At 71.5% G+C, this 25,713-nt stretch carries 26 protein-coding genes and 3 pseudogenes; 20 read left to right on the plus strand and 9 right to left on the minus strand.

The window, feature by feature from the left end:
* Nucleotides 1–80 precede the first annotated feature (80 nt).
* Nucleotides 81–1,055: a threo-3-hydroxy-L-aspartate ammonia-lyase gene (locus Q8A52_RS13375; protein WP_316751450.1), complete on the plus strand. Its 975-nt coding sequence runs from the start codon at nt 81–83 to the stop codon at nt 1,053–1,055.
* Nucleotides 1,056–1,058: 3 nt separating this feature from the next.
* On the opposite strand, the gene Q8A52_RS13380 is transcribed toward Q8A52_RS13375, so the two are convergent.
* The gene (locus Q8A52_RS13380; protein ID WP_316751452.1) at nt 1,059–1,466 is read right to left on the minus strand and encodes a DUF3291 domain-containing protein; all 408 of its coding nucleotides are present in this window, start codon (nt 1,464–1,466) and stop codon (nt 1,059–1,061) included.
* A gap of 122 nt (nt 1,467–1,588) precedes the next feature.
* On the opposite strand from Q8A52_RS13380, the gene Q8A52_RS13385 reads away from it, so the two are divergent.
* Nucleotides 1,589–2,224 (plus strand): MerR family transcriptional regulator, encoded by a 636-nt coding sequence (locus tag Q8A52_RS13385; RefSeq protein ID WP_316751454.1) that lies wholly within the window; start codon nt 1,589–1,591, stop codon nt 2,222–2,224.
* A gap of 5 nt (nt 2,225–2,229) precedes the next feature.
* Here Q8A52_RS13385 and Q8A52_RS13390 read toward each other — a convergent pair.
* A pseudogene (locus Q8A52_RS13390) lies at nt 2,230–2,623 on the minus strand (SCO5389 family protein).
* Nucleotides 2,624–2,832: 209 nt separating this feature from the next.
* Here Q8A52_RS13390 and Q8A52_RS13395 point away from each other — a divergent pair.
* Nucleotides 2,833–3,024 carry a hypothetical protein gene (locus Q8A52_RS13395; protein WP_316751456.1) on the plus strand — a complete coding sequence of 64 codons (192 nt, stop codon included), beginning with the start codon at nt 2,833–2,835 and terminating at the stop codon, nt 3,022–3,024.
* Nucleotides 3,025–3,087: 63 nt separating this feature from the next.
* Nucleotides 3,088–3,507 (plus strand): cysteine hydrolase family protein, encoded by a 420-nt coding sequence (locus Q8A52_RS13400; RefSeq protein ID WP_316751459.1) that lies wholly within the window; start codon nt 3,088–3,090, stop codon nt 3,505–3,507.
* Here the strand turns inward: Q8A52_RS13400 and Q8A52_RS13405 are convergent.
* Nucleotides 3,389–4,810, minus strand: a complete 1,422-nt coding sequence (locus tag Q8A52_RS13405; RefSeq protein ID WP_316751461.1) for a family 2B encapsulin nanocompartment shell protein — start codon at nt 4,808–4,810, stop codon at nt 3,389–3,391. The two genes, Q8A52_RS13400 and Q8A52_RS13405, sit on opposite strands and share 119 nt — an antisense overlap.
* 545 nt (nt 4,811–5,355) lie before the next feature.
* Here Q8A52_RS13405 and Q8A52_RS13410 point away from each other — a divergent pair.
* Nucleotides 5,356–6,468 carry a hypothetical protein gene (locus Q8A52_RS13410; protein WP_316751464.1) on the plus strand — a complete coding sequence of 371 codons (1,113 nt, stop codon included), beginning with the start codon at nt 5,356–5,358 and terminating at the stop codon, nt 6,466–6,468.
* Between the two features lie 58 nt (nt 6,469–6,526).
* Nucleotides 6,527–7,423 carry a pyrroloquinoline quinone biosynthesis protein PqqB gene (gene pqqB, locus Q8A52_RS13415; protein ID WP_316751466.1) on the plus strand — a complete coding sequence of 299 codons (897 nt, stop codon included), beginning with the start codon at nt 6,527–6,529 and terminating at the stop codon, nt 7,421–7,423.
* On the opposite strand, the gene Q8A52_RS13420 is transcribed toward pqqB, so the two are convergent.
* The 3 genes from Q8A52_RS13420 to Q8A52_RS13430 all read right to left on the minus strand — a co-directional run bounded on the left by Q8A52_RS13420 (nt 7,420) and on the right by Q8A52_RS13430 (nt 8,871).
* A complete protein-coding gene (locus Q8A52_RS13420) occupies nt 7,420–7,815 on the minus strand; it encodes a MarR family winged helix-turn-helix transcriptional regulator (protein ID WP_316751468.1) in 396 nt (131 codons plus the stop codon). The two genes, pqqB and Q8A52_RS13420, sit on opposite strands and share 4 nt — an antisense overlap.
* Before the next feature lie 91 nt (nt 7,816–7,906).
* On the minus strand, nt 7,907–8,257 hold the full coding sequence (locus Q8A52_RS13425) for a VOC family protein (protein ID WP_316751470.1): 351 nt from the start codon (nt 8,255–8,257) through the stop codon (nt 7,907–7,909).
* Between the two features lie 164 nt (nt 8,258–8,421).
* Nucleotides 8,422–8,871, minus strand: coding sequence for a P-loop NTPase family protein (locus Q8A52_RS13430; protein ID WP_316751472.1), 450 nt, complete (start codon nt 8,869–8,871; stop codon nt 8,422–8,424).
* 300 nt (nt 8,872–9,171) lie between these two features.
* Between Q8A52_RS13430 and Q8A52_RS13435 the strand changes: the two genes are divergently transcribed.
* The 13 genes from Q8A52_RS13435 to Q8A52_RS13495 all read left to right on the plus strand — a co-directional run bounded on the left by Q8A52_RS13435 (nt 9,172) and on the right by Q8A52_RS13495 (nt 21,543).
* Entirely contained in the window at nt 9,172–9,459 is a 288-nt protein-coding gene (locus Q8A52_RS13435; RefSeq protein ID WP_316751474.1) for an ArsR family transcriptional regulator, read from the plus strand.
* Between the two features lie 127 nt (nt 9,460–9,586).
* On the plus strand, nt 9,587–10,555 hold the full coding sequence (locus tag Q8A52_RS13440) for an SMP-30/gluconolactonase/LRE family protein (protein ID WP_316751476.1): 969 nt from the start codon (nt 9,587–9,589) through the stop codon (nt 10,553–10,555).
* Between the two features lie 78 nt (nt 10,556–10,633).
* Entirely contained in the window at nt 10,634–11,095 is a 462-nt protein-coding gene (gene crcB, locus Q8A52_RS13445) for a fluoride efflux transporter CrcB (protein WP_316751478.1), read from the plus strand.
* Nucleotides 11,092–11,466, plus strand: a complete 375-nt coding sequence (locus Q8A52_RS13450; RefSeq protein WP_316751480.1) for a DUF190 domain-containing protein — start codon at nt 11,092–11,094, stop codon at nt 11,464–11,466. The genes crcB (Q8A52_RS13445) and Q8A52_RS13450 overlap by 4 nt, the downstream gene beginning before the upstream one ends.
* A gap of 2 nt (nt 11,467–11,468) precedes the next feature.
* Nucleotides 11,469–11,843, plus strand: a complete 375-nt coding sequence (gene crcB / locus Q8A52_RS13455) for a fluoride efflux transporter CrcB (protein ID WP_316751482.1) — start codon at nt 11,469–11,471, stop codon at nt 11,841–11,843.
* 84 nt (nt 11,844–11,927) lie between these two features.
* On the plus strand, nt 11,928–12,764 hold the full coding sequence (locus Q8A52_RS13460; protein WP_316751483.1) for an undecaprenyl-diphosphate phosphatase: 837 nt from the start codon (nt 11,928–11,930) through the stop codon (nt 12,762–12,764).
* 182 nt (nt 12,765–12,946) lie between these two features.
* Complete coding sequence (locus Q8A52_RS13465; protein WP_316751860.1) at nt 12,947–13,624, plus strand: FadR/GntR family transcriptional regulator; 678 nt, start codon at nt 12,947–12,949, stop codon at nt 13,622–13,624.
* Complete coding sequence (locus Q8A52_RS13470) at nt 13,621–15,060, plus strand: amino acid permease (RefSeq protein WP_316751485.1); 1,440 nt, start codon at nt 13,621–13,623, stop codon at nt 15,058–15,060. Before Q8A52_RS13465 ends, Q8A52_RS13470 begins: the two co-directional genes overlap by 4 nt.
* Before the next feature lie 44 nt (nt 15,061–15,104).
* Complete coding sequence (locus Q8A52_RS13475) at nt 15,105–16,121, plus strand: asparaginase (RefSeq protein ID WP_316751487.1); 1,017 nt, start codon at nt 15,105–15,107, stop codon at nt 16,119–16,121.
* A 115-nt stretch (nt 16,122–16,236) separates the two neighbouring features.
* Nucleotides 16,237–17,649 (plus strand): aspartate ammonia-lyase, encoded by a 1,413-nt coding sequence (aspA, locus tag Q8A52_RS13480; RefSeq protein WP_316751490.1) that lies wholly within the window; start codon nt 16,237–16,239, stop codon nt 17,647–17,649.
* Nucleotides 17,650–17,708: 59 nt separating this feature from the next.
* Nucleotides 17,709–18,638, plus strand: coding sequence for a glutaminase (locus Q8A52_RS13485; RefSeq protein ID WP_316751492.1), 930 nt, complete (start codon nt 17,709–17,711; stop codon nt 18,636–18,638).
* A 137-nt stretch (nt 18,639–18,775) separates the two neighbouring features.
* The gene (mptB, locus tag Q8A52_RS13490) at nt 18,776–20,170 is read left to right on the plus strand and encodes a polyprenol phosphomannose-dependent alpha 1,6 mannosyltransferase MptB (protein ID WP_316751494.1); all 1,395 of its coding nucleotides are present in this window, start codon (nt 18,776–18,778) and stop codon (nt 20,168–20,170) included.
* Nucleotides 20,167–21,543: a glycosyltransferase 87 family protein gene (locus Q8A52_RS13495; protein ID WP_316751496.1), complete on the plus strand. Its 1,377-nt coding sequence runs from the start codon at nt 20,167–20,169 to the stop codon at nt 21,541–21,543. The genes mptB and Q8A52_RS13495 overlap by 4 nt, the downstream gene beginning before the upstream one ends.
* A 59-nt stretch (nt 21,544–21,602) precedes the next feature.
* Here Q8A52_RS13495 and Q8A52_RS13500 read toward each other — a convergent pair.
* Nucleotides 21,603–22,406 (minus strand): annotated as a pseudogene (locus tag Q8A52_RS13500) (D-alanyl-D-alanine carboxypeptidase family protein); the annotation flags it as partial.
* 102 nt (nt 22,407–22,508) lie between these two features.
* Nucleotides 22,509–23,762 carry a transcription termination factor Rho gene (gene rho, locus Q8A52_RS13505; RefSeq protein WP_408649196.1) on the minus strand — a complete coding sequence of 418 codons (1,254 nt, stop codon included), beginning with the start codon at nt 23,760–23,762 and terminating at the stop codon, nt 22,509–22,511.
* A 373-nt stretch (nt 23,763–24,135) separates the two neighbouring features.
* Between rho and Q8A52_RS13510 the strand changes: the two are divergent.
* Nucleotides 24,136–25,227, plus strand: a pseudogene (locus Q8A52_RS13510) (cytochrome P450).
* 74 nt (nt 25,228–25,301) lie between these two features.
* Here Q8A52_RS13510 and Q8A52_RS13515 read toward each other — a convergent pair.
* Complete coding sequence (locus Q8A52_RS13515) at nt 25,302–25,700, minus strand: nuclear transport factor 2 family protein (protein ID WP_316751501.1); 399 nt, start codon at nt 25,698–25,700, stop codon at nt 25,302–25,304.
* Nucleotides 25,701–25,713 lie beyond the last annotated feature (13 nt).

Genomic DNA, 25,713 nt, shown 5'->3' on the forward strand with positions numbered 1-25,713 from the left:
TGGCGGGTCTGGACATGCAGTATAGGTGTTGGACAATAATTCCAGTGCTGATGTTCCGGACCGTCGAAGGGACCACGACCATGCCCGACGCCCAGCTCGTCACCCTGCAGGACGTCCAGGACGCCGCGGCGCAGATCAAGGGAGTGGCTCACCGCACGCCCGTACTGCGCTCCCGCACACTGGACGCACTGGTCCGAGCCCAGGTCTTCGTCAAGTGCGAGAACTTCCAGCGCGTCGGCGCCTTCAAGTTCCGCGGTGCGTACAACGCCGTGTCCCGGCTGTCCCCGGAGCAGTTGGCCAAGGGTGTCGCCGCCTACTCCTCAGGCAATCACGCGCAGGCCGTCGCCCTGGCGGCCCGGGAGCTCGGCACCGGCGCCGTCATCGTGATGCCCGAGGACACACCCCGCTCGAAGATGGAGGCGACCGCGGGCTACGGGGCGGAGATCGTCACCTACGACCGTTACACCGGCGACCGGGAGGCGATCGGCGAGGCCCTCGCGGCCGAGCGGGGCCTGGCGCTCGTGCCGCCGTACGAGCATCCGCACGTCATCGCAGGGCAGGGCACCGCGGCCCTCGAACTGATCGAGGAAGTGGGGGACTTGGACGCCCTGCTCGTGCCGGTCGGGGGCGGCGGGCTGATCGCCGGCAGCGCCACCGCGGCCAAGGGACTCCTTCCGGGTATCCGCGTCATCGGGGTCGAGCCGGAGGCCGGGGACGACACCAAGCGGTCCCTCGAAGCCGGGCGGCGCGTCTCCATCCCCGTGCCTCGCACCATCGCCGACGGTCAGGCCGCCGACATCCCCGGTGAGCTCACCTTCTCCATCAACCGGCGCCTGCTGGACGGCATCGCCCTGGTCGGCGACGACCGGATCCGTGACGCCATGCGCTTCGCGTTCGAGCGCATGAAGATCGTCCTCGAACCCAGCGGCGCAAGCGCGCTCGCCGCCCTGCTGGCCCACCGCACCGACCTCCACCCCGCTCCCCGCAGGATCGGGGTCATCCTGTCCGGCGGCAACATCGGCGCCCAGCGGTTCGCGGAGCTCCTCGGCGGCTGAGGATCACGAGCCGGCCTGCTGCCGCTCCTGCTCCGCCAGCCGGCGGCGGGCCTCCGTCCAGTCGATGGGCAGATCGGATGCCGGTACCTGCCAGAAGGTGAAGACCGACGCCCTCATCGTGGAGCGCAGACCGGTCATGATCGACCGGTGCGGTTCGGTCCTCGCGTACCGGTACAGCGCGTCCTTGTCCTCCCAGGCCGACAGGGTCCAGAAGGTGCGCTCGAGGGGCTGGGCTATCAGGGAGGCGCCGTACGCACCGGGCGCGCCGCTCACCTGCTTCCATGCGGCGAGCGAGCGCAGGAAGAAGCGCGGCACGTCGGAGAGCCGGCGAACCTCCAGACGGGACGCCATGACGAACGCCTCGGCGTCCGGTGCGGGCTTGTTGACGGTGGTCCAGCGCAGAGTGGGCATGACTGCCGCCTTCTCGGGTTCTGGGGTCGGAGACAGGACTGGGGAGAGGGACCCTATTGGATACCTCTACTATCCAGTTTAGATAGTAGAGGTATCCAGTTTCCAGAGCGGGGCCGATTTCGATGCGCATTGCCGAGCTGAGCCGCCGCGGCGGCGTCTCCGTCGCGACGATCAAGTACTACATCCGCGAGGGCCTGCTCCCGCCCGGCCGGGCGACCGCGGCGACCCAGGCCGAGTACGACGAGCGTCATCTGCGCAGGCTCCGCCTGATCCGCGCGCTGACCGGGGTGCGCGGGCTGTCCGTCGGTACCACCCGGGAGCTGCTGGAGGCCCTGTCCCGGAACGCGGGCGACACCCACCTCACGCTCGGCCTCGCCCTTGGCTCGATCGGGCCGGCCGAGGAACCCGGCGAACAGGCCCCCGAAGCGGCCGAAGTCGAGGCGCTGGTCGCGGAGCTGGGCTGGGACGTGCACCGGTCGGCACCCGCTCGTGCCACCCTCGCCGAGACCCTCACCTCACTGCGCTCGCTCGGAGTCCCGCTGGACTGGCGCACGTTGCTGCCGTACGCGCGCCTGGCGGAGCGGACCGCGGTCCTCGACCTCGATCAACTGGACGGAATCGAGGACCCGTTGGAGGCAGCCGAACGCGCACTGTTGCTGACCGTCCTCTTGGAGCCCGCGCTGATGGCGCTCAGACGCATGGCCCAGGAGAACGAGTCGGCCCACCGCCACGCCGGCCCCGGGCCCTCACCCGTCTAGCCGGCTCAGCCGTCGCGGAACTCCCGTGACCGGTTGAGGATCTGGGCGCGCACGGAGGTGAAGCGGGTGTGCGTCGCGCCGCCGTGGGCCTCGGGGCCGAGGGCCGCGACCCGGTGGCACTTCTGGAAGGCGAGGGCGATGCCGAAGTGGCGCTCGAGGCTGCCCCGGATCGTGTCGCCGGACAGAGCCCGCAGCAGCCGGCCACGCTCCTTCTCCGAGGTGGCGGGGGTCTGGCCGTCGGCGAACTCGGCGCTGCCGTGGTCGGAGTTCCGCGGCCGAGCGGGCGACGAGATCGTAGGCGTACGGCAGGGAGGGACGGACCGTTTCCACGAAGTCCTCCTCCCGTAGCTCGCCGTTCTCGGCCTCGGCGAGCAGTTGCGGGAAGACGTCGAGCGACAGGAAAGGGCGTCCCGTCCGTTGTGCCGGTCTGTTGTGCCGGCCTGGTGTGCTGGTCTGCTGAGCAGGGGGTAGGGGTCTTGCGGGGGAGTTGGTGTCCCCGGTCGGGCCGGGACCGTCGGCGCCACCGGGCCGTGCCGGAAGTCGGGGTAGATCTGGGCGGCGAGATCCCGGCCGGAAGCGGCGTCGGCCCATGCGGTGACGTTGCGCAGGTGGAACTCGACGGCGTGCCGCTGGAAAGCGGCCCAGTCCTTGGAGCGGGCGTCGACCGCCGTGCGCAGCCGGTCCAGGGCGCGGGAGTTGTGCGCCTTTGGCTCCCCGTGGCCGCGGCCCTGTTCCTGGGCGCGGACGAAGGGGCACCCGAGCACCCCACCGGAGCCTGGCGGGCCTCCTACGAGCGATGACCCTTCGCCCACCGGACGCCGAACTGTGGCAGCCGGTACCCGACTTCGCCTCATGCGGAACAGGTGCTGGACGCGACCACCGTCGGCAAGTGGACCCCGGAACTGGCCGACCGGCTCGGCCCGGAAGGCCGCCTGGTCCTGGCCGGTGTCAGCACCGACTGCTGTGTGCTGTCCACCGCCCTGGCCGCCGCAGACACCGGGACCGAGGTACTGGTCGTCGCCGACGCCTGCGCGGGCTCGGACGACTGCTCCCACGCCAAGCCGCTGCAGGTGCTCGACCTGTGCCGGCCGCTCGTCCGCGTCACGACGGTCGACAAGTGCTTGCACGGGCCGGTCGACCCTCGAATTCGGCCGACCGTGGCCCTCAGTCGCCGTCGCGGCGGGAGACCTCCACGTTCTCGAGGATGCCGAGCGCGTCCGGTACGAGCATCGCGGCCGAGTAGTAGGTGCTCACCAGGTAGGAGGTCACCGCCTGCTCGTTGATGCCCATGAAGCGGATGTTCAGGCCGGGTTCGACCTCGTCCGGGAGGCCCGTCCGGTGCAGGCCGATCACGCCCTGGTCGTCCTCGCCGGTGCGCATCGCGATGATCGACGACGTACGGGCCTCGGTGACCGGGATCTTGCCGCACGGCAGCAGGGGAACCCCGCGCCAGGCCGGCAGTCTGTGGCCGTCGACCTCGACGCCGCCGAAGTACAGGCCGCGTTTGCTGCACTCCCGGCCGAACGCGGCGATCGCCCGTGGATGCGCGAACAGGAAATGCGTCTCGCGCCGCATGCTCAGCAACTCGTCCAGATCGTCCGGGGTCGGCGGCCCGGAGCGGGTGGGGATCCGCTGGTCGTAGTCGGCGTTGTGCAGCAGCCCGAAGTCCCGGTTGTTGACCAGTTCGTGCTCCTGCCGCTCCCGCAACGCCTCCACGGTCAGCCGGAGTTGCTGCTGGGTCTGGTGCATCGGCTGGTTGTAGAGATCGGCGACACGGGTGTGCACCCGCAGCACGGTCTGCGCGACACTCAGCCCGTACTCGCGCGGCTCGACCTCGTAGTCCACGAATGTGCCCGGGATGTCGGGCTCGCCCGAATGCCCCGAACTGAGCGCGATCTCGGCCTCCCCGGAGTCGTTCACCGGCCGGTGACCGTCCTGCCGGGCCAGGTCCACGTGCGCCCGCAGGTCGCTGTGTCCGTCCGCGACCTCCTGGTACGCCGTGTGCGGCAGCGCCAGCACGGTGGTGGCGGTCGCCGCGCGGGCGGTGAACTCCCAGGCACCGTCCAGGCCCGCGAGCACATGGCCGCCGAGGGTGTCACCGTCGGCCAGCAGGCCGACCACCGTCTCGTCGCCGTAGGGGCCCGCGCCGATCTTCTCCACCTTGCCGTGCGCGACCAGATAGACATGGTCGGCCGGCCGGCCCGCCGTGGCGATCACCTGGCCGGGCGCGTACTCCCGCTGCTCGAACCGTGCCGCCAGCGCCCGCAGCGCGGCACCGTCCGGGAACCCGCGCAGCAGGGGCAGTTCGCCCAGCTCCGCCGGGACCACCCTGACCCGCGCGCCGGTCTTGACGAACGTCACCCGCCCGTCGCCGAGCACATACGCCAGCCGCCGGTTGACGCGATACGTGCCGCCCGGCACGTTCACCCACGGCAGCATGCGCGTCAGCCACCGTGAGCTGATCCCCTGCATCTGGGGCTCGGACTTGGTCGTCGTCGTGAGATTCCGTGCCGCGGCGGTACCGAGGCTCTGCTGCTCCCGCTCCTCGGCGCCCGCTGCGGGGGCCGTACCGGTCTCGACCGACATGGTTCCTTCTCTCCTGTAGCACCGGTGACGGCTCATGTGCGTACCGTCACCCTCCGTGTCTACAGCTACCCGGAACCGGTCACGACGAGTGATGACCCGGGAGGGCGTGCGAGGCACGGCCCGCCGCGAACTGCCCCCGCACCACCCCCGGTTCCGTCGCGGGCACCCGGTTGGCGGTATCCGCCACGACCGCAGGGCGCGGGCGCGCGCCGGACCGGGAACGGGTCGCGGGGTGGGCCCGGCCGCCGTGTTCACGGGGGAGTGACCCGGGCCCGAGGGTGCGGGCGGCCGTCGCGCACTCCCGCGCCCCCGCTCCACCCGGACGAGGATGAGCGGCGCCGACCCTGCTCATCCCAGCGGCGATCTCCGTTCACCGCGAGCACACCGTAGGCGTCGGGCGCGACCCGCGGCACTCCACAATGCGTGGCCGTTGTCCGCACTCCGTGGCCGCCTCCGGGGAACGCGCGGCCGTGGCCCTACGGCGGACGTGACCCGTCTGCGGTGCTCCCGCCGCCCCGGAGCCGGGCGCGGTTCAGAATGACCGCATGGAATGGATCTCCGGCGCGGCCGGGGCACTGGTGCTCGCACTGGTCCTCAGCAGCATCCTGCGCACCCTGGTGGTGCCCCGCGGGCTGTACTCAGGGCTGGTGTTCCGCCTGTGGTGGGTGCTGCGCAGGCTGCTGCGGCTCACCGGCCGAGGGGGCGGATACGAGGCCATCGACCGCGCGCAGACCTGGCTCGCGCCGCTGATGCTGATCGGGATGCTCACCACCTGGCTCGGCGGCGCCCTGCTCGCGTTCGGGCTCCTGCTGTACGCCCTGTCCCCGCTGTCCTGGGTCTCCGCCTTCCGGGAGGCGGGCAGCAGCCTGTTCACCCTCGGATTCGCCAGCGGCGACCGGCTGAAACTGTCCGTGCTCGACTTCGTCGCCGCGGCCACCGGACCCGTCGTCATCGCCCTGCAGATCGCCTACCTGCCGACGCTCTACAGCGCCTACAACCGGCGCGAACTGGAGGTCACCCTGCTCCAGTCCCGGGCCGGCGAGCCCGCCTGGGGCCCCGAGCTGCTGGCCAGGCAGTGGCTGGTCGACACCGAGGGCGCGCTGCCCGAGCTGTACCGCGCCTGGGAGCGGCTGGCCTCGGACATGGGGGAGAGCCACTCCACGTATCCGATCCTGCTGACCTTCCGCTCCCCGCGGCCGTACCGCAGCGCGCTGGTCGGGCTCGTCGCCGTCATGGACGCGGCGGCCATGCAGCTCTCGCTGGCCCCGCGCGTCGCCCCGCCGGAGGCGCGGCTCGTGCTGCGCGCCGGGTTCACGGCCCTGCGCGACATCGCCCGCGTGCTGCGCATCCCCTTCGACGCCGACCCGGCACCGGACGCCTCGATCCGGCTCACTTTCGGCGAGTTCGAGGAGGCGGTGGCGAGAGTGGAGGAGGCCGGTTTCCTCGCCGAGCGGCTGACCAAGGACGCATGGCCGCACTTCCGCGGCTGGCGCGTCAACTACGAGACGATCGTCTACGAGCTGTGCCGCCGCTGCGACGCGGTCCCGGCCCTGTGGACCGGCCCCCGCGACTTCTCCGCCGGCCCGATCCCGCCCTGGCGTCCGGTGGACCGGCGCCCCGGCCAAGGTCGGCCGGAACTGCCCCCTGCCGAGGGGTAGTCCACCGGCCCGGGGAGGGAAGATCCCAGCGGAGGGACCGGGAGAGCGAGAGGAGCGGATGGTCGTGAGGGTCGTCCTGCTGGGCACGGCCGCGGGCGGTGGCTTCCCGCAATGGAACTGCGCCTGCGCGCTGTGCACGGCCGCCCGGGACGGCAAACTGCCTCCCCGAACCCAGGAATGCCTGGCCCTCACCGGCAACGGGCGCGACTGGTGGCTGCTCAACGCCTCGCCCGACATCGGCACCCAGCTCACCGCCACCCCGGCGCTGTGGCCGGGCCCCGGCCCCCGCGACACCCCGCTGCGGGGCATCCTGCTGACCGACGCCGAGGCCGACCATGTCACCGGTCTGACGGTGCTGCGCGGCGCCGCGGAGCTGAAGGTGTACGCGGCCCCGCCGGTGCGCGCCGTGCTCGCCCCGGCCCGCGCGGCACTGGACCGCTATGCCTCCTGGGAATGGGCCGACAGCCTGGCCGACGGCGGATTCGTGCTGGCCGGCGGGCTGGTCGTCACGGCCCACCCGGTGGGGGACAAGATCCCGAAGTATGTACCGGTCCCCGCGCGGGTGCCGGACGACCGCTGGGTGACGGCGTACCGCGTGGAGGACCTCGCCACCGGGAGAGTCCTGGTCTACGCGCCCTGCGTGGCCGCCTGGTCGCCCGTCCTGGACGAGCTGTGCGCGTCGGCGGACTGTGTGCTGTTCGACGGCACGTTCTTCGCCGCCGACGAGATGGGCACGGCGGTGCGGTCCGGTGCCGGACAGGGGGCCATGGGGCACCTTCCCGTCGCGGGTCCCCACGGCAGCCTCGCCGCCCTGGCCCGCCATCCCCGCCCGCGCCGGATCTACATCCACCTCAACAACACGAACCCGCTGCTCGATCCGGCCTCACAGGCCCGGTCGCGGGTGGCGGAACAGGGTGTCGAAGTGCTGCCGGACGGGGCCGAGTTCGTGGTCTAGCCGGCGCTCTCCAGGGTGCGGGCCAGCGCGGCCCGTTGCAGCGGCAGTACTTCGGCGTGCAGGTCACGGCCCTTGCGGGTGAGCGCGACCCAGACCCCGCGCCGGTCCTCCGCGCAGACGGAGCGCTCCACCAGGCCGTCCTTCTCCAGGCGCCCTATCAGCCGGGACAGCGCGCTCTGGCTGAGATGGACCCGTCCGACGAGGTTCTGCACCCGGCACTGGTCGCCCTCCCGCGGCGCCTCGGAGGCCAGGAGGTCGAGCACCTCGAAGTCGCTCGCGCCCAGGCCGTGCGGGTGCAGGACCCGGTCGATCTCGCACATCGTGCGCGCGTGCGCGGACAGGATGTCCCGCCAGCGCTCTTCGAGCCGGGACTCGGCCGTTGTGACTGCCATACCCGCACGGTAACACCGATTCAGCCAATCGTTGAGTGTGCAACTAGTGCGGGTGCAAGCAGTCGTCCGAGGGCCGGGCGGCCGTCCGGACTCAGGCGGCCGCGTCCTGGAGGAGCCCCACGAGGTTGCCGTCGGCATCCTTCACCGAGGCGATCAGCCGGCCGCCACCGACGTCCTGCACGTCCTGCAGCAGCTCGGCGCCCGCCTCCAGCAGGCTCGCGAGCCGCGCCCGGATGTCGGAGACGTGCCAGTACGGAACGGGCCCGGTCATGCCCTTGGCGTGCCCGTTCGGGTCGAGGCCGACGTCCTGCCCGGCGTCCTTGAAGCCCACGTAGTAGGGCTCGTCCGCATAGGGCTCCACTTCGAGCAGGGCGCTGAACAGGGCCTTGGCCCGGGCGATGTCCTTGACGGGGTAGATGATCGTCTGGAGGCCGGCGGTCATGGTGAACTCACTCCTTCGGGGTGCGGGACCGACGTGATCCGTCGGTGGTTTCACGCTAGAGCCGAAGAGCGCGGGGCCGCTTCTCCGATCCTGACCGGTTGCGGCCCCGGCCCCACTGTTCGCTGCGCAGCGCCTCTGTTCGCTGTGCAGCACCTCGCCGACCGTCAGGCGTGCCGTACGCCGGGCCGGTATGAAGGACTCCAGCAGCGGGATCGCCGGCTCGTGGCCGAGCATGCCCAGGGGGATGCCGAGCGGTCGCGGCGCCGGTCGTGGGTGTTGAGGACCACCGTGTTGAACACCCCGAGCGGGGCGACCACGGCGAGCATCAGGGCGAGGACCGAGGCGGAGCCGATGATGGTCCGGGTCGTGTTGTTCGGACCGTTCGCGTGTTGCCGCTCGCCGCCGCTGAAGACCCGCGGACAGGCGTTGCGGCGGGCCGCGACACCGAATTCCTCGAACAGCTCCAGCGCGCGCCGGCGGCCCTTCGGGCCGGGGGAGCGGTGACCCGTCCGCCCCCGTCCGCCCCACGCCGTCGGGTCGACTCGCGGCCCACCGGCTCCGTCGTCAGGATCACCGTCGCCGGCCGGACCGGGCTGGGACCCGACCGACGCCACCTCCGGCAACGGCTGGGAGAACCAGGGGCTGTTCGGCTACGACGACAAGGCGCTCTCCTCCATGACGTGGTTCGGCCAACGCTGAGCCATCGCCGACGGGACCCGGCCGTAATGGATGGACGGCCGGGCCCCTCGGCGTCCTCCCGCGTACCGGCGCTGACCTGGGCACCAGGAGGGAACAGCTTTTTGTCGTACGGCAGTTCGGTACCGGACAAGGGTTGCGGAGTCCCGGACGCGGCGGACCGTACTGCGGGACAGTGGGAGACGGGCGCACGACGAGGCCCGGACGGAGGCGACGAGATGCTGAGGAATCCCGTCGGCGTAAGACGCCTGGACATCCTTGAGTGGCTGAAGGACCCGGCCGCCCACTTCCCGCCGCAGCGCCACGGCGACCCGGTCGAGGACGGAGTCACCGCACGGGCCGTCGCCGCCAAGCTCGGCGTGCCCCGCCGTGTGGCCGTCGCGCATCTCGGGCTCCTCACCCGCCTGGGCCTCCTGCGCACCAAGAGAGTCCGGTGCCGCACGTACTACCGCCGCGACGACGTCCGCATCGCCGAGGTGGCCCGCATCTTCGAGAAGGGCTGGTAGCCGTCGGCCGCGCGGTCGGCGGGGACCTCGCGGCACTTCGGCGGCCACGGTGACCCGCGCTCGCCCTCCCTCCCCGGCCGCCGGCTGCCAAGATGGGCAGACTTCCTACCGTGAAGGGCAGGCGCACATGGGCCAGGACCGTCCCACCGCACTCGTCCCCCGCCACCATGTCGCGATCGGCGGCCACGGCCCCGAGGACGTGGTGACCGATGCCCGCGGCCGCGTTCTCACCGGTGTCGAGGACGGCCGTATCCTGCGCCTCGACGGACTCACCGACCCGGCCACGGCCCGCGTCGAGGTGCTCGCCGAGACCGGTGGCCGTCCGCTCGGCCTCGAACTCCTCCCGGACGGGGACCTGTTGGTCTGCGACGCGGAACGCGGCCTGCTCCGCGTCGGCCTCGGCGACGGCGTCGTCCGCGTCCTCGCCGACTCGGTCGCGGGAGAGCGGCTGCGGTTCTGCAGCAACGCCGTCGCCCTCTCCGACGGCAGCGTGTACTTCACCGTCTCCAGCCGCCGCTACCCCCTGGAGCACTGGATCGGCGACGTCGTCGAGCACACCGGAACCGGACGACTGCTGCGGCTCCCGCCCGGCGGCGGCACCCCCGAAGTGGTGCTGGAGGGGCTCCAGTTCGCCAACGGCCTCGCGCCCGCCGCCGACGAGTCCTTCCTGGTCGTCGCCGAGACCAGCGCGTGCCGCCTGACCCGCCACTGGCTCACCGGCCCCCTCGCCGGACGCAGCGAGCCCTTCGCCGACGCCCTCCCGGGCATGCCCGACAACCTCTGGCGCGACCGGCGCGACGGCTTGATCTGGGTGGCCCTCGCCGGACCGCGCGTACCCCCGCTGGACCTGCTGCACCGGACCCCGCCCGCCGTGCGCCGCGCCGCGGCCCGGGTCGCCGTACGCGCCCCGTACCGTCCGACGGGCACGATCGGTGTCCTGGCGCTCGACGACGAGGGCCGGGTCGTCCACCACCTCGTCCGCCGCCACTCCGGGTACCGCATGGTCACCAGCGTCTGCGAGACCGATGGACATCTGATCCTGGGGAGCATCTGGGAACCCGGTGTCGCGGTGTGCGAGGCGCCCGACGCGAAGTGACCCGGTGCAGGCCGGGCGGTACCCTGTTCACCCGTCGTGATCACCCGGCAGTGGGGCCGAAACAGGAGACGTACGACCATGACCGCCCCGGAAGCCGAGAGCCTCCGTGTCCAGCCGAGCGCCGCGAGGCGATCGGCCCGGCGCGCCCAGGCCCCCGTCGTCGCGGTGGTCGCGCTCGGCGGCGCGCTCGGCGCGACGGCCCGTTACGCCTTGACCCTGTGGTGGCCCACGCCGTCCGGAGGCTTCCCGTGGGCGACGTTCGTGACCAATGTCGCCGGATGCGCCGTGATAGGTGTGTTCATGGTGATCATCACCGATGTGTGGGCCGCCCATCGGCTGGTGCGGCCCTTCTTCGGCACCGGAGTGCTCGGCGGCTTCACCACCTTCTCGACGTACGCCGTCGACATCCAGAAGCTGACCGACGGCGGCCATCCCGCCAAGGGGCTGGCCTATCTCGCCGCGACCCTGGTCGCGGCCCTCGCGGCGGTGTGGCTCGCGTCCACCGCGGCCCGCCGTGTTCTGACCCGGAGGCAGCGATGACCAGGCTCACGGGCCGCGCCCTGCGCGTGACCGTCTACATCGGCGAGAACGACACCTGGCACCACCGGCCGCTCTACTCCGAGATCGTGCACCGCGCCCGCGCGGCCGGTCTCGCGGGCGCCAGCGTCTTCCACGGCGTCGAGGGCTTCGGCGCCTCGTCCATGATCCACACGTCGCGGCTGCTGTCGCTGAGCGAGGACCTGCCGGTCGCGGTGGTGGTCGTGGACACCGAGGAGCGGGTGCGGGCATTCCTGCCGCAGCTCGACGAACTCGTCACCGAGGGGCTGGTCACCCTCGACGACTGCGAGGTCATCCGGTACGTCGGCCGCGAGGGCGGTCCTGGCAAAACGGACTCGAAGGGTAAGAAGTAGTTGTGAACTGGCTGCTGGTCGTTCTTGGGGCCGTGGTCGGTGCTCCGCTCCGCTATCTCACCGACCGGGCCGTGCAGTCCCGGCACGACTCGGTCTTTCCCTGGGGCACCTTCGTGGTGAATGTCACGGGCTGTCTCGTCCTGGGCCTGCTGACCGGCGCGGTCTCGGCCGGCGCTGCGGGCCCGCACCTGCAGCTTCTGCTGGGTACGGGGCTGTGCGGGGCCCTGACGACCTACTCGACCTTCTCCTACGAGACGCTCAGGCTGACCGAGGCGGGTGCGGGGCTCTACGCTGCCGCCAACGTCGTCGCGAGCGTGGTGGCGGGTCTCGGAGCGGCCTTCGCCGGAGTGTCGATCGCCTCAGTGCTGTGGGCGTAGGCATTTGTCAGACGCCCGGGCATAGTGAGACTGTCTACAGCACTGTCTACAGCACTGTCGACCAACTCCCCAGAACTGGATCCCATGAGCGCCATCTCTGTCGGTCAGGCCGTCATCCTTGGAGTCGTCGAGGGGGTGACCGAATTCCTCCCCGTGTCCTCCACCGGTCATCTCAAGATCACTGAGGGCCTCATGGGGATCCCCGTCGACGACAAGTCCGTCGTCGGTTTCTCGGCGGTCATCCAGGTCGGCGCCATCGCCGCCGTGCTCGTGTACTTCTTCAAGGACATCGTGCGGATCGTCTCCGCCTGGGGCCGCGGTCTGCGCAATCCTGCGGAGCGCTACCACCACGACTACAAGTTCGCCTGGTGGGTGATCTACGCGACGATTCCGATCGTCCTGGTCGGGCTGGCGGCCAAGGACCTCATCGACGGCCCGCTCGCCTCGCTCTGGGTGGTCGCGGGCTCGCTGATCGTCGGCAGTGGTGTGATGTGGGCGGCGGACCAGATGGGCCGCCACAAGCGCGGTGAGGACGACACCTCGTTCAAGGACGCGATGCTGGTCGGCTGCTCGCAGATCCTCGCCCTGCTCTTCCCCGGCTTCTCCCGCTCCGGCGCCACCATGTCCACCGCACTCATCCTCGACCTGGACCGCGTGGCCGCCACCCGCCTGTCCTTCTTCCTCGGCATCCCGGCCCTGACCGGCGCGGGCCTCTACGAACTGAAGGACGCCCTGGGTGCGGGCGTGGGCGCCGCTCCGCTGGTCGTCGGCACGGTCGTCTCCTTCGTCGTCGCCTACGCCTCCATCGCCTGGCTGCTGAAGTTCGTCGCCAAGCACTCCTTCAACGCCTTCGTGCTCTACCGCATCGTCGTCGGCGTGGCGCTGTTCGGCCTGCTCGCGGGCGGTGTCATCGACAGCTGATCGGCAGCCGCCGGATCCGGTCGGCCGGTCACCTCGGGCGTGAAGTCTTCTTTCAGACTTCACGCCCGTTGAATTTTTCCTTTCGGCTCCCTTGACATCGGCCTTCGTGGACCCGGAACATCTCTCCCGTGAACCTGTCAGACAGCCAGACAGGTGGTGTGGGACCGCGGCGCGTCAGTGCCATGGAAGCGGTGCTCGCCCACCTCCGCGGTGCCATCGAGCGCGGCGACTACGCCATCGGCGACAAGCTCCCCTCCGAGGCGGAGCTCTGCCGCACGCTCGAGGTCTCCCGCCCCGTGCTCCGCGAGGCCCTGCGGGCCCTGCAGACGATGGGCCTGACGGTCTCCAGGACCGGCAAGGGCACCTTCGTGGTGGCGAGCTCCGTCGAAGACCCCACCTTCGGCGACTACGCGGCCAGCGACCTGCTGGAGGTGCGCCGCCACATCGAGGTCCCGGTCGCCGGGTACGCGGCCCTGCGCCGCACCCCCGAGAACCTGGACCACCTGGCCCATCTGCTGGACCGCATGGAGCGGGAGACGGACACCACCGCGTGGGTCGCGATGGACACCCTCTTCCACCTCGCCGTGGCCGAGGCCGCCCAGAACCCGGTGTTCCGCCGGGTCATCGAGGAGATCCGGGACGCGCTGGCGCGTCAGTCGGCCTTCCTCAACGAGCTGGGCGGCCGCCGCGAGCAGTCCAACCGGGAGCACCGGGCCATCGTCGAGGCGCTGATCGACGGTTCGGAGCTCGACGCGGTGGAGGCCATGTCCCACCACCTCGACCGCGTCGAGACCACCCTGACCGACATCGTGCGCTCCGGGCGCACGGACACCCCCACGAAAGGCGGAGCCGAGGCGTGAGCGAGCAGCACCTCAAAGACGAGACGCGCCCGTCGTCCGGTCATGTCGACGCCGGAGACACCGGCTACAGCAAGTCCCTGAAGTCCCGGCACGTCAATATGATCGCCATCGGCGGAGCCATCGGCACCGGCCTCTTCCTCGGCGCGGGCGGCCGTCTCGCCGACGCCGGGCCCTCCCTCTTCATCGCGTACGCGATCTGCGGCGTCTTCGCCTTCCTCGTCGTGCGTGCCCTCGGCGAGCTGGTCCTGTACCGGCCGTCCTCCGGCGCCTTCGTGTCGTACGCCCGGGAGTTCCTGGGTGAGAAGGGCGCGTACACGGCGGGCTGGATGTACTTCCTCAACTGGGCGACCACCGGCATCGCCGACATCACCGCGGTGGCCACCTACACCCACTACTGGGGGATGTTCTCCGACATCCCGCAGTGGGTGATCGCGCTGATAGCCCTGGCCGTGGTGCTCACCGTGAATCTGATCTCGGTGAAGATCTTCGGCGAACTGGAGTTCTGGTTCGCCATCGTCAAGGTCGGCGCGCTCGTCGTCTTCATGGCCATCGGCATCTTCCTGCTGGTCACCCGGCACCCCGTCGACGGCGCCACCCCCGGCCCGTCCCTGATCACCGACAACGGCGGCGTCTTCCCGGGCGGCCTGCTGCCCATGCTGCTGATCATCCAGGGCGTCGTCTTCGCCTACGCCTCCGTCGAGCTGGTCGGCGTGGCGGCCGGTGAGACCGAGAACCCCGAGAAGATCATGCCGAAGGCGATCAACTCGATCATGTGGCGGGTCGGCCTCTTCTACGTCGGCTCGGTCGTCCTCCTGTCGATGCTGCTGCCCTGGAACAAGTACACGGTCGGCGAGAGCCCCTTCGTGACGGTCCTCTCCCGCATCGGTGTCCCGGCGGCGGGCGGCGTGATGAACCTGGTCGTCCTGACCGCGGCGATGTCGTCCCTCAACTCCGGCCTCTACTCCACCGGTCGGATCCTGCGGTCGATGGCGGTCAACGGCTCCGCCCCGCGGTTCACGGCGCGGATGAGCCGCAGCCAGGTCCCGTACGGCGGCATCCTGCTCACCAGCGGCATCTGTGTCCTCGGTGTCGGCCTCAACTTCGTGGTCCCCGCCGACGCGTTCGAGATCGTGCTGAACTTCGCGGCGATCGGCATCCTCGCCACCTGGGGCATGATCATGCTCTGCCACCTGCTGTTCTGGCGGAAGACCCAGAACGGCGAGCTGACCCGGCCCGGCTACCGACTGCCGGGTTCCCCCTGGACCGAACTCGTGACGCTGGCCTTCCTGGCCTCCGTCCTGGTCCTCATGTACGCCGACGGCGGCGCCGGACGCACCACCGTGCTGTGCCTGCCGCTGATCGTCGGGGCGCTGGTCGCGGGCTGGTACGCCATCCGCGGCCGTACGGCGCGCAAGTCCGCCGGAACCGACGCGTGAACCTCGCGCCGGTCCACTCCAACCCACCAGTGATCCGGGCAGTCATGTACAGCAGTTCACCCGCGGACGCACCCCTTGTCCGTGAGCCCCTCCACGCTCCCGTCGCCCACCTGATACGCGGCGGGGTCGTGGAGGGCATCCACTACGGTTCCGTCGTCGTCCTCGGCGCCGACGGCGAGGTCCAGTTCCAGCTCGGCGACATCGAGGCCGCCTTCTACCCGCGTTCGGCCCTCAAGCCCGTCCAGGCGGTGGCCATGCTCCGGGCGGGGCTGGCGCTCGACGGCGACCTGCTGTCGCTGGCGGCCGCGAGCCACTCCGGCGAGGAGTACCACCTCGCCGGCACCCGGCGGATCCTCGATCTGGCCGGCCTCGCCGAGGGCGACCTGCGCAACGTGCCCGACATGCCGTACGACCCCGTCGTCCGGGACGCCTGGGTGCGCGAGGGCCGGCTGCCCTCACGGCTCGCCCAGAACTGCTCGGGCAAGCACGCGGCGATGCTCTGGACCGCGAAGCTCAACGGCTGGTCCCTGGACGACTACCTCGACCCGGCCCACCCGCTCCAGCAGGCGATCGCCGAGATCGTCGAGGACCTCACCGGCCAGCGCGTCGCCCGCGTGACGGTCGACGGCTGCGGCGCCCCGCTGTTCTCCGTCTCCCTGCACGGCCTGGCCCGCGCGGTCGCCCGTATCACCACCGCGGCACCCGGCACCCCCGAGGCCCGGGTGGCCGACGCGATGCGCGAGCACGCCGAGATGGCCTCCGGCTCCGGCCGGGACGTGGCCGCGCTGATGCGGGCCGTGCCCGGGCTGCTCGCCAAGGACGGCTTCGAGGGCGTCCAGGTCGCGGCGCTGCCGGACGGCCGGGCCGTCGCCGTCAAGATCGCCGACGGTGCCAACCGTGCCCGCGTCCCCGTCGCCGCGGCGGCCCTCGCCCGCGCCGGGGTCGACCCCGCTCTCCTCACCGAGTTCGCGGGCGAGCCGCTGCTCGGCGGAGGGGAGCCGGTCGGCTGCGTACGACCGGTGCGGGCGCTGGATCCGGTCCAGCTGCCGGCCTGCGCATAGCGCTCCGCCGGACAGACACCTTCTCGATCTGCCGGCCGTCCGTGGGCGGTCGCGCAGTTCCCCGCGCCCCTTGCGGGGCGCTCATCCCCACCCCTCAGAAAGAGGCCGCACCACCATGACGACCGTCGCCACCCGAAGCGAACACGACCTGCTCGGCGACCGTGACGTCCCCGCCGACGCGTACTGGGGCGTCCACACCCTGCGCGCGACCGAGAACTTCCCCATCACCGGCACGCCGATCTCCGCCTACCCGCATCTGATCGACGCCCTGGCCGCGGTCAAGGAGGCCGCCGCCCTGGCCAACGAGGAACTCGGCCTGCTCGAGCCGAAGAAGGCGGCCGCGATCGTCGCCGCCTGCCGCGAGATCCGCAGCGGCAAGCTGCACGACCAGTTCGTGGTGGACGTCATCCAGGGCGGCGCCGGCACCTCGACCAACATGAACGCCAACGAGGTCGTCGCCAACCGGGCGCTGGAACTGCTCGGGCACGAGAAGGGCCAGTACCGGCACCTGCACCCCAACGAGGACGTCAACCTCGGCCAGTCGACGAACGACGTCTATCCGACCGCCGTCAAGATCGCGACCGTCTTCGCCGTCCGCGGACTGCTGGGGGCCATGGCCCTGCTGCAGGACTCCTTCGCCCACAAGGCCGTCGAGTTCCGTGACGTGCTGAAGATGGGGCGCACCCAGCTCCAGGACGCGGTTCCGATGACGCTCGGGCAGGAGTTCTCGGCGTACGCCGTCATGCTCGACGAGGACCGCAGCCGGCTCGCCGAAGCGGTCGAGCTGATCCATGAGATCAACCTGGGCGCCACCGCGATCGGCACCGGGCTCAACGCCCCCGCCGGGTACGCCGAGTCCGCCCGCCGGCACCTCGCCGACATCACCGGGCTGCCCCTGGTGACCGCAGCCAACCTCGTCGAGGCCACCCAGGACTGTGGCGCCTTCGTCCAGATGTCCGGCGTGCTCAAGCGGATCGCCGTCAAGCTCTCCAAGAGCTGCAACGACCTGCGTCTGCTGTCCTCCGGGCCGCGCGCGGGCCTCGGCGAGATCAACCTGCCCCCGGTGCAGGCCGGTTCGAGCATCATGCCCGGCAAGGTCAACCCGGTCATCCCCGAGGTGGTCAACCAGGTCGCCTTCGAGGTGATCGGCAACGACGTCGCCATCACCATGGCCGCCGAGGCCGGCCAGCTCCAGCTGAACGCCTTCGAGCCGATCATCCTGCACTCCCTGTCGGAGAGCATCACCCACCTGCAGAGCGCGTGCGTCACCCTCGCCGAGCGCTGCGTGGACGGGATCACCGCCAACACGGAGGCGCTGCGCGCCAGCGTCGAGAACTCCATCGGCCTGGTCACCGCCCTCAACCCGCACATCGGGTACACGGCGGCCACCGATATCGCCAAGGAGGCCCTCGTCACCGGCCGCGGCGTGGCCGAACTCGTCCTGGAGAAGGGTCTGTTGCCCGCCGAGACGCTGGCGGGCCTGCTGCGCCCCGAGATCCTCGCGGGCAGCGGCGCACCCCCCGCCTGAGCTGCTGATTCGCACCGGCGACTACGCGCCGGGACCGGCACGGAGGCACAATAGTGATCATGACAATGACGTCGTTCCCCACCTTCCTGCCGGTCCTGGAGCGCATCGCCGAGGAGATGGAGCGGACGCCCGGCCGCGGGCGTCCAGCCGACTACATCCCGGCGCTCGCGGCCTGCGACCCACGCCGTTTCGGCATGGCCGTGGCCGAGCTGGACGGCACGGTGTACGGGGTGGGGGACTGGCGGCAGCCGTTCTCGACGCAGTCCATCACCAAGGTCTTCACCCTCGCCCTCGACCTGGCCCGGGAGGGCGACGAACTCTGGGAGCACGTGGGCCGCGAGCCCTCGGGCAACCCGTTCAACTCCCTGGTTCAGCTGGAGTACGAGAACGGCATTCCGCGCAATCCCTTCATCAACGCGGGCGCGCTGGTGGTCACCGACCGCCTGCAGACCCGTACCGGGGACGCGGCCGGTGAGCTCCTGGCCTTCCTGCGCGCGGAGAGCGGCAACCCCGCCCTGGACTTCGACAAGGAGGTCGCCGCCTCCGAGACGGCACACGGCGACCGCAACGCCGCCCTCGCTCACTTCATGGTGTCGTACCGCAACATCGACAACCCGGTGCCGGTCCTCCTCGACCAGTACTTCCGGCAGTGCTCCATCGCCGCTTCCTGCGCCGACCTCGCCCTGGCCACCGGCTTCCTGGCCCGTCACGGCATCCGCGCGGACGGCACCCGGCTGCTCACCCGCAGCCAGGCCAAGCAGGTCAACGCGGTGATGCTCACCTGCGGGACGTACGACGCCGCGGGCGAATTCGCCTATCGGGTCGGTCTGCCCGGCAAGAGCGGTGTGGGCGGCGGAATCATCGCGGTCGTACCGGGCCGGTGCACGCTGTGCGTGTGGAGTCCGGGGCTCGACGAGCGCGGCAACTCGGTCACGGGAGTGGCGGCCCTCGACCGCTTCACGACACTCACCGGACTGTCGGTGTTCTGATCCACGAGCGTTTCCGTTGCGGCGTTCGAGCGGTTGTCCGTCGCCGATTACGCTCCGGTCACGTGCAAGCCGCCCGCCGGAGGGTGGGGCGTCGCCTTCCGGCCATTCGGCGTTGACACGCTTCCCCAGTGTTGGCCATGGCTTTTCCCGTCGATCTCCGCCGCTGCCAGATACTCGGTCTGGCCGGCACCGCCTTCCTCGCGCTGGGGGGTGAGACCGCCGGCGCGCTGCCCGTCCGGGAACTCCTGGCCCCCGCCTCGGTGCAGGCGGCCCTGGGCCTGGTCGGGGTGTACTTCGGCGTCGTCCTGCTGATCGCGGCCTGGGTGCTGCTCGGCCGTCTCGTCCGCGGTGCGGAGCCGCCGACCCCGCGCGCCCTGCTGCTCGTCCTGGCCGTCTGGGCGGCCCCGCTGCTGCTCGCACCGCCGCTGTTCAGCCGGGACGTGTACAGCTATCTGGCGCAGGGTGCCATGGTCGACGCGCACATCGACGTGTATGCGCACGGGCCCGCCCGGCTCGGCGGCCCGCTGGCCGACGAGGTCGCCCCCGTGTGGCGCAACACCGGGGCCCCGTACGGGCCGGCGTTCCTGGCCATGGCCTCGGCCCTGTCCGGACTGACCCGCGGCGAACTCCCCGCCGGCCTCTTCGGGATGAGGCTCGTCGCCCTGCTCGGGGTGGCGCTGATGGCGGCCGCGCTGCCCCGTCTGGCCCGGCACAGCGGTGCCGACCCGGCCGCGGCCCTGTGGCTGGGCGCCCTCAATCCGCTGGTCCTGCTGCACCTGGTCGCGGGCGCCCACAACGACGCCATCATGCTGGGTCTGCTCGGGGTCGGCCTGGTCGCGGCGCTCGGCCGGTGGCCCGTCCTGGGCTCCGTGCTCATCACAATTGCCGCCCTGGTCAAGGCACCCGCCGCGCTCGGCCTGCTCGCGATCGTGGTCGTCCAGATGCGGGCGGGCCGAAGTCCGGGGCGGGCGGTCCTGACCACAACCGCCGCCGCGGGTGCCACGACGGTCGCCGCAACAGCCGTCGCCGGCACGGGCTACGGCTGGATAGGCGCCCTGGACACCCCGGTGTCCGCGCACAACTGGGCGCTCACCAGCCTGCTCGGCCGGGCCACCGGCGCACTCCTCGAACACCTCGGCAGCGATCTGGCGCCACTGGCCGTACCCGTCTGGCACGCGCTCGGCCTCGCGGTCACCGCCGTCGCCGTCCTGTTCATATGGCTGCGGCTGCGCCCGAGGCCGGTGTACGCGCTCGGGCTGAGCCTGCTGGCGGTGGCCGCCTTCGGTCCGGCGATCCGCCCCTGGTACGCCCTGTGGGGCCTGTTCCTGATCGCGGCCGCCGCGCCGAGTACATCGGTACGGCACCGGGTGGCCGCCCTGGCGGGCGTGCTCGCACTCGCCGTCCTGCCCAGCGGCGGCCCCGCGGACATCGGCCAGCTGGTGCTCGCCGTCTCCGGCGGAGCGCTCGCGGTGGTCGTCCTGTGGCAGGCCCACCAGGCGGCGCAGGCCCCGGCGCTGGGACGTACGGCATGAGAGCGCCCCAGACCGAACGTGGCCGACTGGTCCTGATCGTCGTCCTCGCCGCCGTCGTCACCCTCTTCACGGCGACCGTCCCGCTGCTGCGCGACTGGTTCGACCTGCGGGTCTACTACGGAACGGTGAACAGCTGGGTCCACCACGGCGGCCGGATCTACGACTACCTGGTGCCCGGGACGACCTACGGCTTCACCTATCCGCCGTTCGCCGCCCTCGTCATGCTGCCGATGGCCTTCGTGGGCCTGCGGACGGCGATCGTCGGCTCCGTGCTGCTCAACCTGGCCGCCCTGGCCTTCGTGCTGCGCATCCTGGCCGGATCCGAGTGGCGGCGCTACGGCTGGTACGGCTGGGCACTGGCCGCCTGCGGGCTCGCGCTGTACGAGCCGCTGCGCGACACCTTCAGCTTCGGCCAGGTGAACCTCCTGCTGCTGGCCCTCGTGCTGGGCGACGGACTGCTGCTGGCGACCGGGCGCAGCCGCTGGGCGGGTGCCGGGATCGGCCTCGCCGCCGCGATCAAGCTCACGCCCGCCCTCTTCATCGGGCTGCTGCTGCTCGCCCGCCGGTGGCGGGCCGCGGGTCTTGCCACCGGGGTCGCCGTGGCCGCGACCGCGCTCGCGGCCCTGGCCGATCCCGGGGCCTCGCGCTTCTACTGGACCGAGGCGCTGTGGGAAACCGGCCGGGTGGGCCGCCTGGACTATGTGTCCAACCAGTCGCTGCAGGGCGTACTGGCCCGGCTGGGCGTTCCGGACCGGCCGTTCTGGGCGACGGCGGTCCTGCTCGTGCTGTGCGTATGGGCATGGCGGACGCGCCGGGCCGCCGCGGCCGGAGACTGGACGGCCGCCTTCGCCCTCACCGGTCTCGCCGCCTGTCTGGTCAGCCCGATCACCTGGGTGCACCACCTGGTGTGGCTGCTGCCGTCCTTCGCCGTGCTGGTCCGGGCCGGACACCCGCGGGTGGCGGGCGCTCTGTACGCGGTGCTGTGCACCAGTGTGGTGTGGCTGTGGTTCGAGGACGCCTCCGGTATCGACGGATTCCTCGGCAGCAACACCTATACGTGGATCGCGCTGGGCCTGCTCCTCGGGCTGCCGGCCGGTCAGCCGCGCGCGGACCGGCCGCCCTTGAACCGCAGCGCCAGCGCCAAGGCCCCGGCGCCGAGACCGGCGGCGCCGGCGATGACGCCGGTGCCGGGCCAGTCGGAATCGTCGTCGGGAGCCGAGGACGCGGCCGCCGCCACGGTGCCCGTGGCCGACGCGGACTTCGCCCGCAGCCCGTCCAGCGAGCCCACCGGATCGACCTGCCCAGCGGCCGCGAAACCCCAGTCCAGCAGTGCCCGCGCCTCCTCGTACACGGTCAACCCGCCGCCCGCCTGAGGGTTCATCACCGTCACCACGAGCGTGCGGCCGCCCCGGTGGGCGGCGGCGACCAGCGTGTTGCCGGCGTTGCTGGTGTAGCCGTTCTTGATGCCGATCAGACCGGGGTAGCGCGCCACGCCGTCCTCGCCGGTGAGCAGCCGGTTGGTGTTCTCGATGTCGAAGGATCCCGCGCCGTCCGGGAACCTGGCGTCGACGGTGGAGCAGTACCGGGCGAAGTCGGCGTTGTGCAGTCCGGCCCGGCCGAAGACCGCCAGGTCGAAGGCCGAGGACACCTGGCCGGGCGCGTCGTACCCGTCGGGCGAGACGACATGGGTGTCCAGGGCTCCCAGGGCGCGGGCCTTGGCCTGCATTCCGGCGACGGTGCTGCGCACGCCGCCGTTGAGCGAGGCCAGCACGTGCACGGCGTCGTTGCCCGAGCTGAGGAAGACCCCGCGCCACAGGTCGGACACCCGGTACGTCTGCCCTTCCACGACCCCGACCAGGCTGCTGCCCTCGCCGACGTCCGCCAGTTCCTCCTGCCGCACCGTGTGCTGGACGCCGCCGGGCAGGACGGGCAGCACGGTGAGGGCGAACAGCGTCTTCAGGGTGCTGGCGGGCGGCAGCTTGCGGTGCGCGTCGCTCGCGGCCAGCACCTCGCCGGTGCCGGCGTCGGCCACCAGCCACGACAGCGCGGAGACTTCCGGGACCTCGGGTGCCCCGGGGTGTGCTCTGACCTGTGTTCCTGACCGGTAGAGGACCGCCGGCTGCGGTACCGCCGTTCCGGTGCGGGAGGCGGCCGCGGCGGGCGTGAGCGCCAGGATGCCCGCCACACAGAGGGCGCAGGTCGACACAGCCACCCGGGATGAGAATCCGATAGTCATATGGTCAACGTAGAAACGGTGCTGCAGTTCAGCGCGCTGCCAGGGCCGGACGGTGTCAGTGACAACCCGGATGCCACACGGGCCGTACGGCGACCACGCGCGCTAGCCCGCCGGCAGCGTCGGCTGGACTCGGCGCAGGAAGGTCGCGTTGTCCGGGGTCTCGCGCAGCCGCTCCAGGAGGGTCTCCAGGTTCGCCGGACCACCGTCCCGGGACTGCAGGGCCCGGCGCAGACCCCGTACGGCCGTCAACTCGGGCGGGGAGAGCAGGAGTTCCTCGCGGCGGGTGCCGGACGTGCCGAGTTCGACGGCCGGGAACAACCGGCGGGAGGCCAGCTCCCGGTCCAGGCGGAGCTCCATGTTGCCAGTGCTCTTGAGCTCCTCGAAGAAGTAGCCGTCGGCACGCGAGCCGGTGTCCACCAGGGCGGTGGCGAGGATGGTGAGCGAGCCGCCCTCCTCGGCCTGGCGTGCGGCGCCGAAGAACCGCTTGGGGCCGAGCAGCGCCGCCGCGTCGACGCCGCCGCTGAGGGTGCGGCCACCGGAGGCCGCCGCGTTGTTGTGGGCCCGGCACAGCCGGGTGAGGGAGTCGAGGAGGACGACGACGTCCTCGCCGTCCTCGACGAGCCGCTTGGCCCGTTCGATCACGAGTTCCGCGAGCGCGATGTGCTGCTTGGGCGCCCGGTCGAAGGTCGAGGCGTACACCTCGCCGCGCACGGAGCGCCGCATCTCGGTGACCTCCTCGGGGCGCTCGTCGAGCAGCACCACCATCAGGCGGCACTCGGGGTGATTGCCGGCGACGGCGGCCGCGATCTGCTGGAGCAGCACGGTCTTGCCGGTCTTCGGCGGGGCCACGATGAGTCCGCGCTGGCCCTTGCCGACGGGCGCGAACAGGTCGGTGACGCGTCCGGCCAGGCCGGAGGCCGGGTGTTCCAGGCGGATCCGCCGGCTCGGGTGAAGGGGAGTGAGGTCCCGGAAGTGCCGGCGGCCGCGGAGCTCCTCGGGCGTACGGCCGTTCACGCGCCCGACCTCGCCGAGGGACCGCTGCGGTCCGCGGACGCCTTCGACGAGGTCGCCCTTGCGCAGGCCATGGCGGCGGATCTGTGCGGCGCCGACCTGGGGGTCGGAGGGTGAGGACAGGCAGCTCTCGGCGCGCAGGTGCCCCTTTCCGGCGGCGTCGATGTCGAGGACACCGGTGACGGTCCGGGGGGTCGCGGGCTGTTCCTGCACAGGAGGCTGTTCGAGTGTGGTGGTCATCGATGGTCCTTTCACGGACGGAAGACATGAGGAAAGGGGGGAGAGGGCCGCGAGCGGGAGGCGTACGTCCATGCCTCCGGGCGGCGGGAACAGCACCTCGGACACGCCTGGATACGAGGGACGTGAGGTGGTGCCGGGAAACCGATGCGCGCCGACCGGGATCGACAGGCGGATCGGGGCGATGAAGAAAAACTGGCACCGGCGCCCACAAGGGGGCGTACACAAGTGCTGTCCGCAGAGTACCACTCGATGCGGCGGAGCGCCGGTCAATCTCTCAACGTGCTGTCGGCCTGAGCTGTTCCGCCGGCCGGACGAGAGAGGTGGGCAGGTCATGCGTGCGGGTCCGAGGTGCAGTTCGCGGCACCGGGCGAGGTGTACGCCATCGGCGGCCGCGACATCCGCGACCCGGCAACTGAGAGGCGAGGCCGTCCTGCGGGTGAGTTGACGCGAATCCCCGTTCGGAAAACGGGAGGTATCCCTGTCACCGCCGCACCGCACGGACCCCAGCGGCGGTTGCCCCCACGCCGACAACGCACGGTTGCCGGCGCGTGGTGCCGTGGCGCCGGTTGTGCTGCCGGGAGAGGTCGAGGGGATGGTCGTCCTCGGGCACGAGGCTCTCAAGGAGTTCCTTCAGCACCCCGATGTCGCCAAGGACGCACGGCACTTCGCCGCGCTGCGCGAGGGGCGGATCGCCGAGGGATGGCCGCTCGCGACCTTCGCCACCGTGCGGGGCACGACCACCGCCGACGGCGACGACCACCGCGGGCTGCGGTCGCTGGTGAGCCGGGCCTTCACGCCACGCGGGTCGAGGAACTGCGGCCCTGGATCGAGGAGTTGACGGTCTCAGTGCTCGACGACCTTGCCCGGGCCGCGGAGGCGGGTAACGGCGTCGCTGATCCCAGCAGCACTTCGCGCTGCCGCTGCCCATGGGCGTCATCAGCGAACTCCTGGGCGTCGACGCCGAGTTCAAGGACCAGCTGCACCATCTGTGCAGCCAGCTCGTGGCCACCGACACCGGACCCCGTGAGGCCGTCGCCGCCAACCGGGAACTCGTCGGCATCCTGCCCGCCATCGCCGTGGCCAAGGCCGAGCGGCCCGGCGACGACCTCACCAGCACCCTGATCGCGGCACGCGACGAGGACGGCGACCGGCTGGGCCAGGAGGAGCTGATCGGCACCCCGGTGCTGATGATCACCGCCGGGCACGAGGCCACGCTGAACCTGATCACCAACGCCGTGCGGGCGCTGTGCGGCCACCACGATCAGCTCGCGCTCGTCCGGAAGGGGGAGGCGAGCCGGCTCGACGTCGTCGAGGAGACGCTACGCCGGGACGCTCCCGTCAGCTGCTTCCCGTTCCGGTATCCCGTACGGGACCTCACCCCGGACGGCGCCCTCGTCCCCCAGCGCCCACTATTGTCCGGGTGCGCCGCTGGCCCGGCTGGAGGCCACGGTCGCACTGGAGCGGTTGTTCACCCGCTTCCCGTGCCTGGACCTCGCCGTGCCCGAGGGCGAGCTCTCACGCCAGTTTCGTCGGCAACAGTGTGCGGACCCTTCCTCTGCGCCTGCGATGAGGACCCGATGAGCGTCCGGTTCCGCCCCGCGTACCAGCCCTGTGAACCATGACGACGGGACGGGGGCGCGGCGCTCAGACGGACCGCGCCTCAGCCTCCTCGGTGATCCGGTGGAACTGGGCGCCCATGGCCTCCGCCAGTGCCTGGGCGCCCGACAGCGGACGCACCATGACCATGAACTCGTCGATCAGACCGTCCTCGTTCACATGGATGAAGTCGCAGCCGTTGATCTCCCGGTCGCCGACCCGGGTGGTGAACACCAGCGCGTGGTCGCGGCCGTCGGCTCCGGCGAGCTCACGGTCGTACCGGAAGTCCTCGAAGACCCGCAGGACCCCGCGCAGGATCGCCGCCGTGATCGCCTTGCCGGAGTACGGCTTGAACACGACCGGGCTGGTGAAGACGACGTCCTCCGCCAGCAGCGCCTCGACGGCGTCGAGATCGCGGGCCTCGACCGCCTCGCGGAACGCACGCATCGACTCACCCCAT

The sequence above is a fragment of the Streptomyces herbicida genome (assembly GCF_032656585.1).
In the GTDB taxonomy this organism is placed as follows: Bacteria; Actinomycetota; Actinomycetes; order Streptomycetales; family Streptomycetaceae; genus Streptomyces; species Streptomyces herbicida.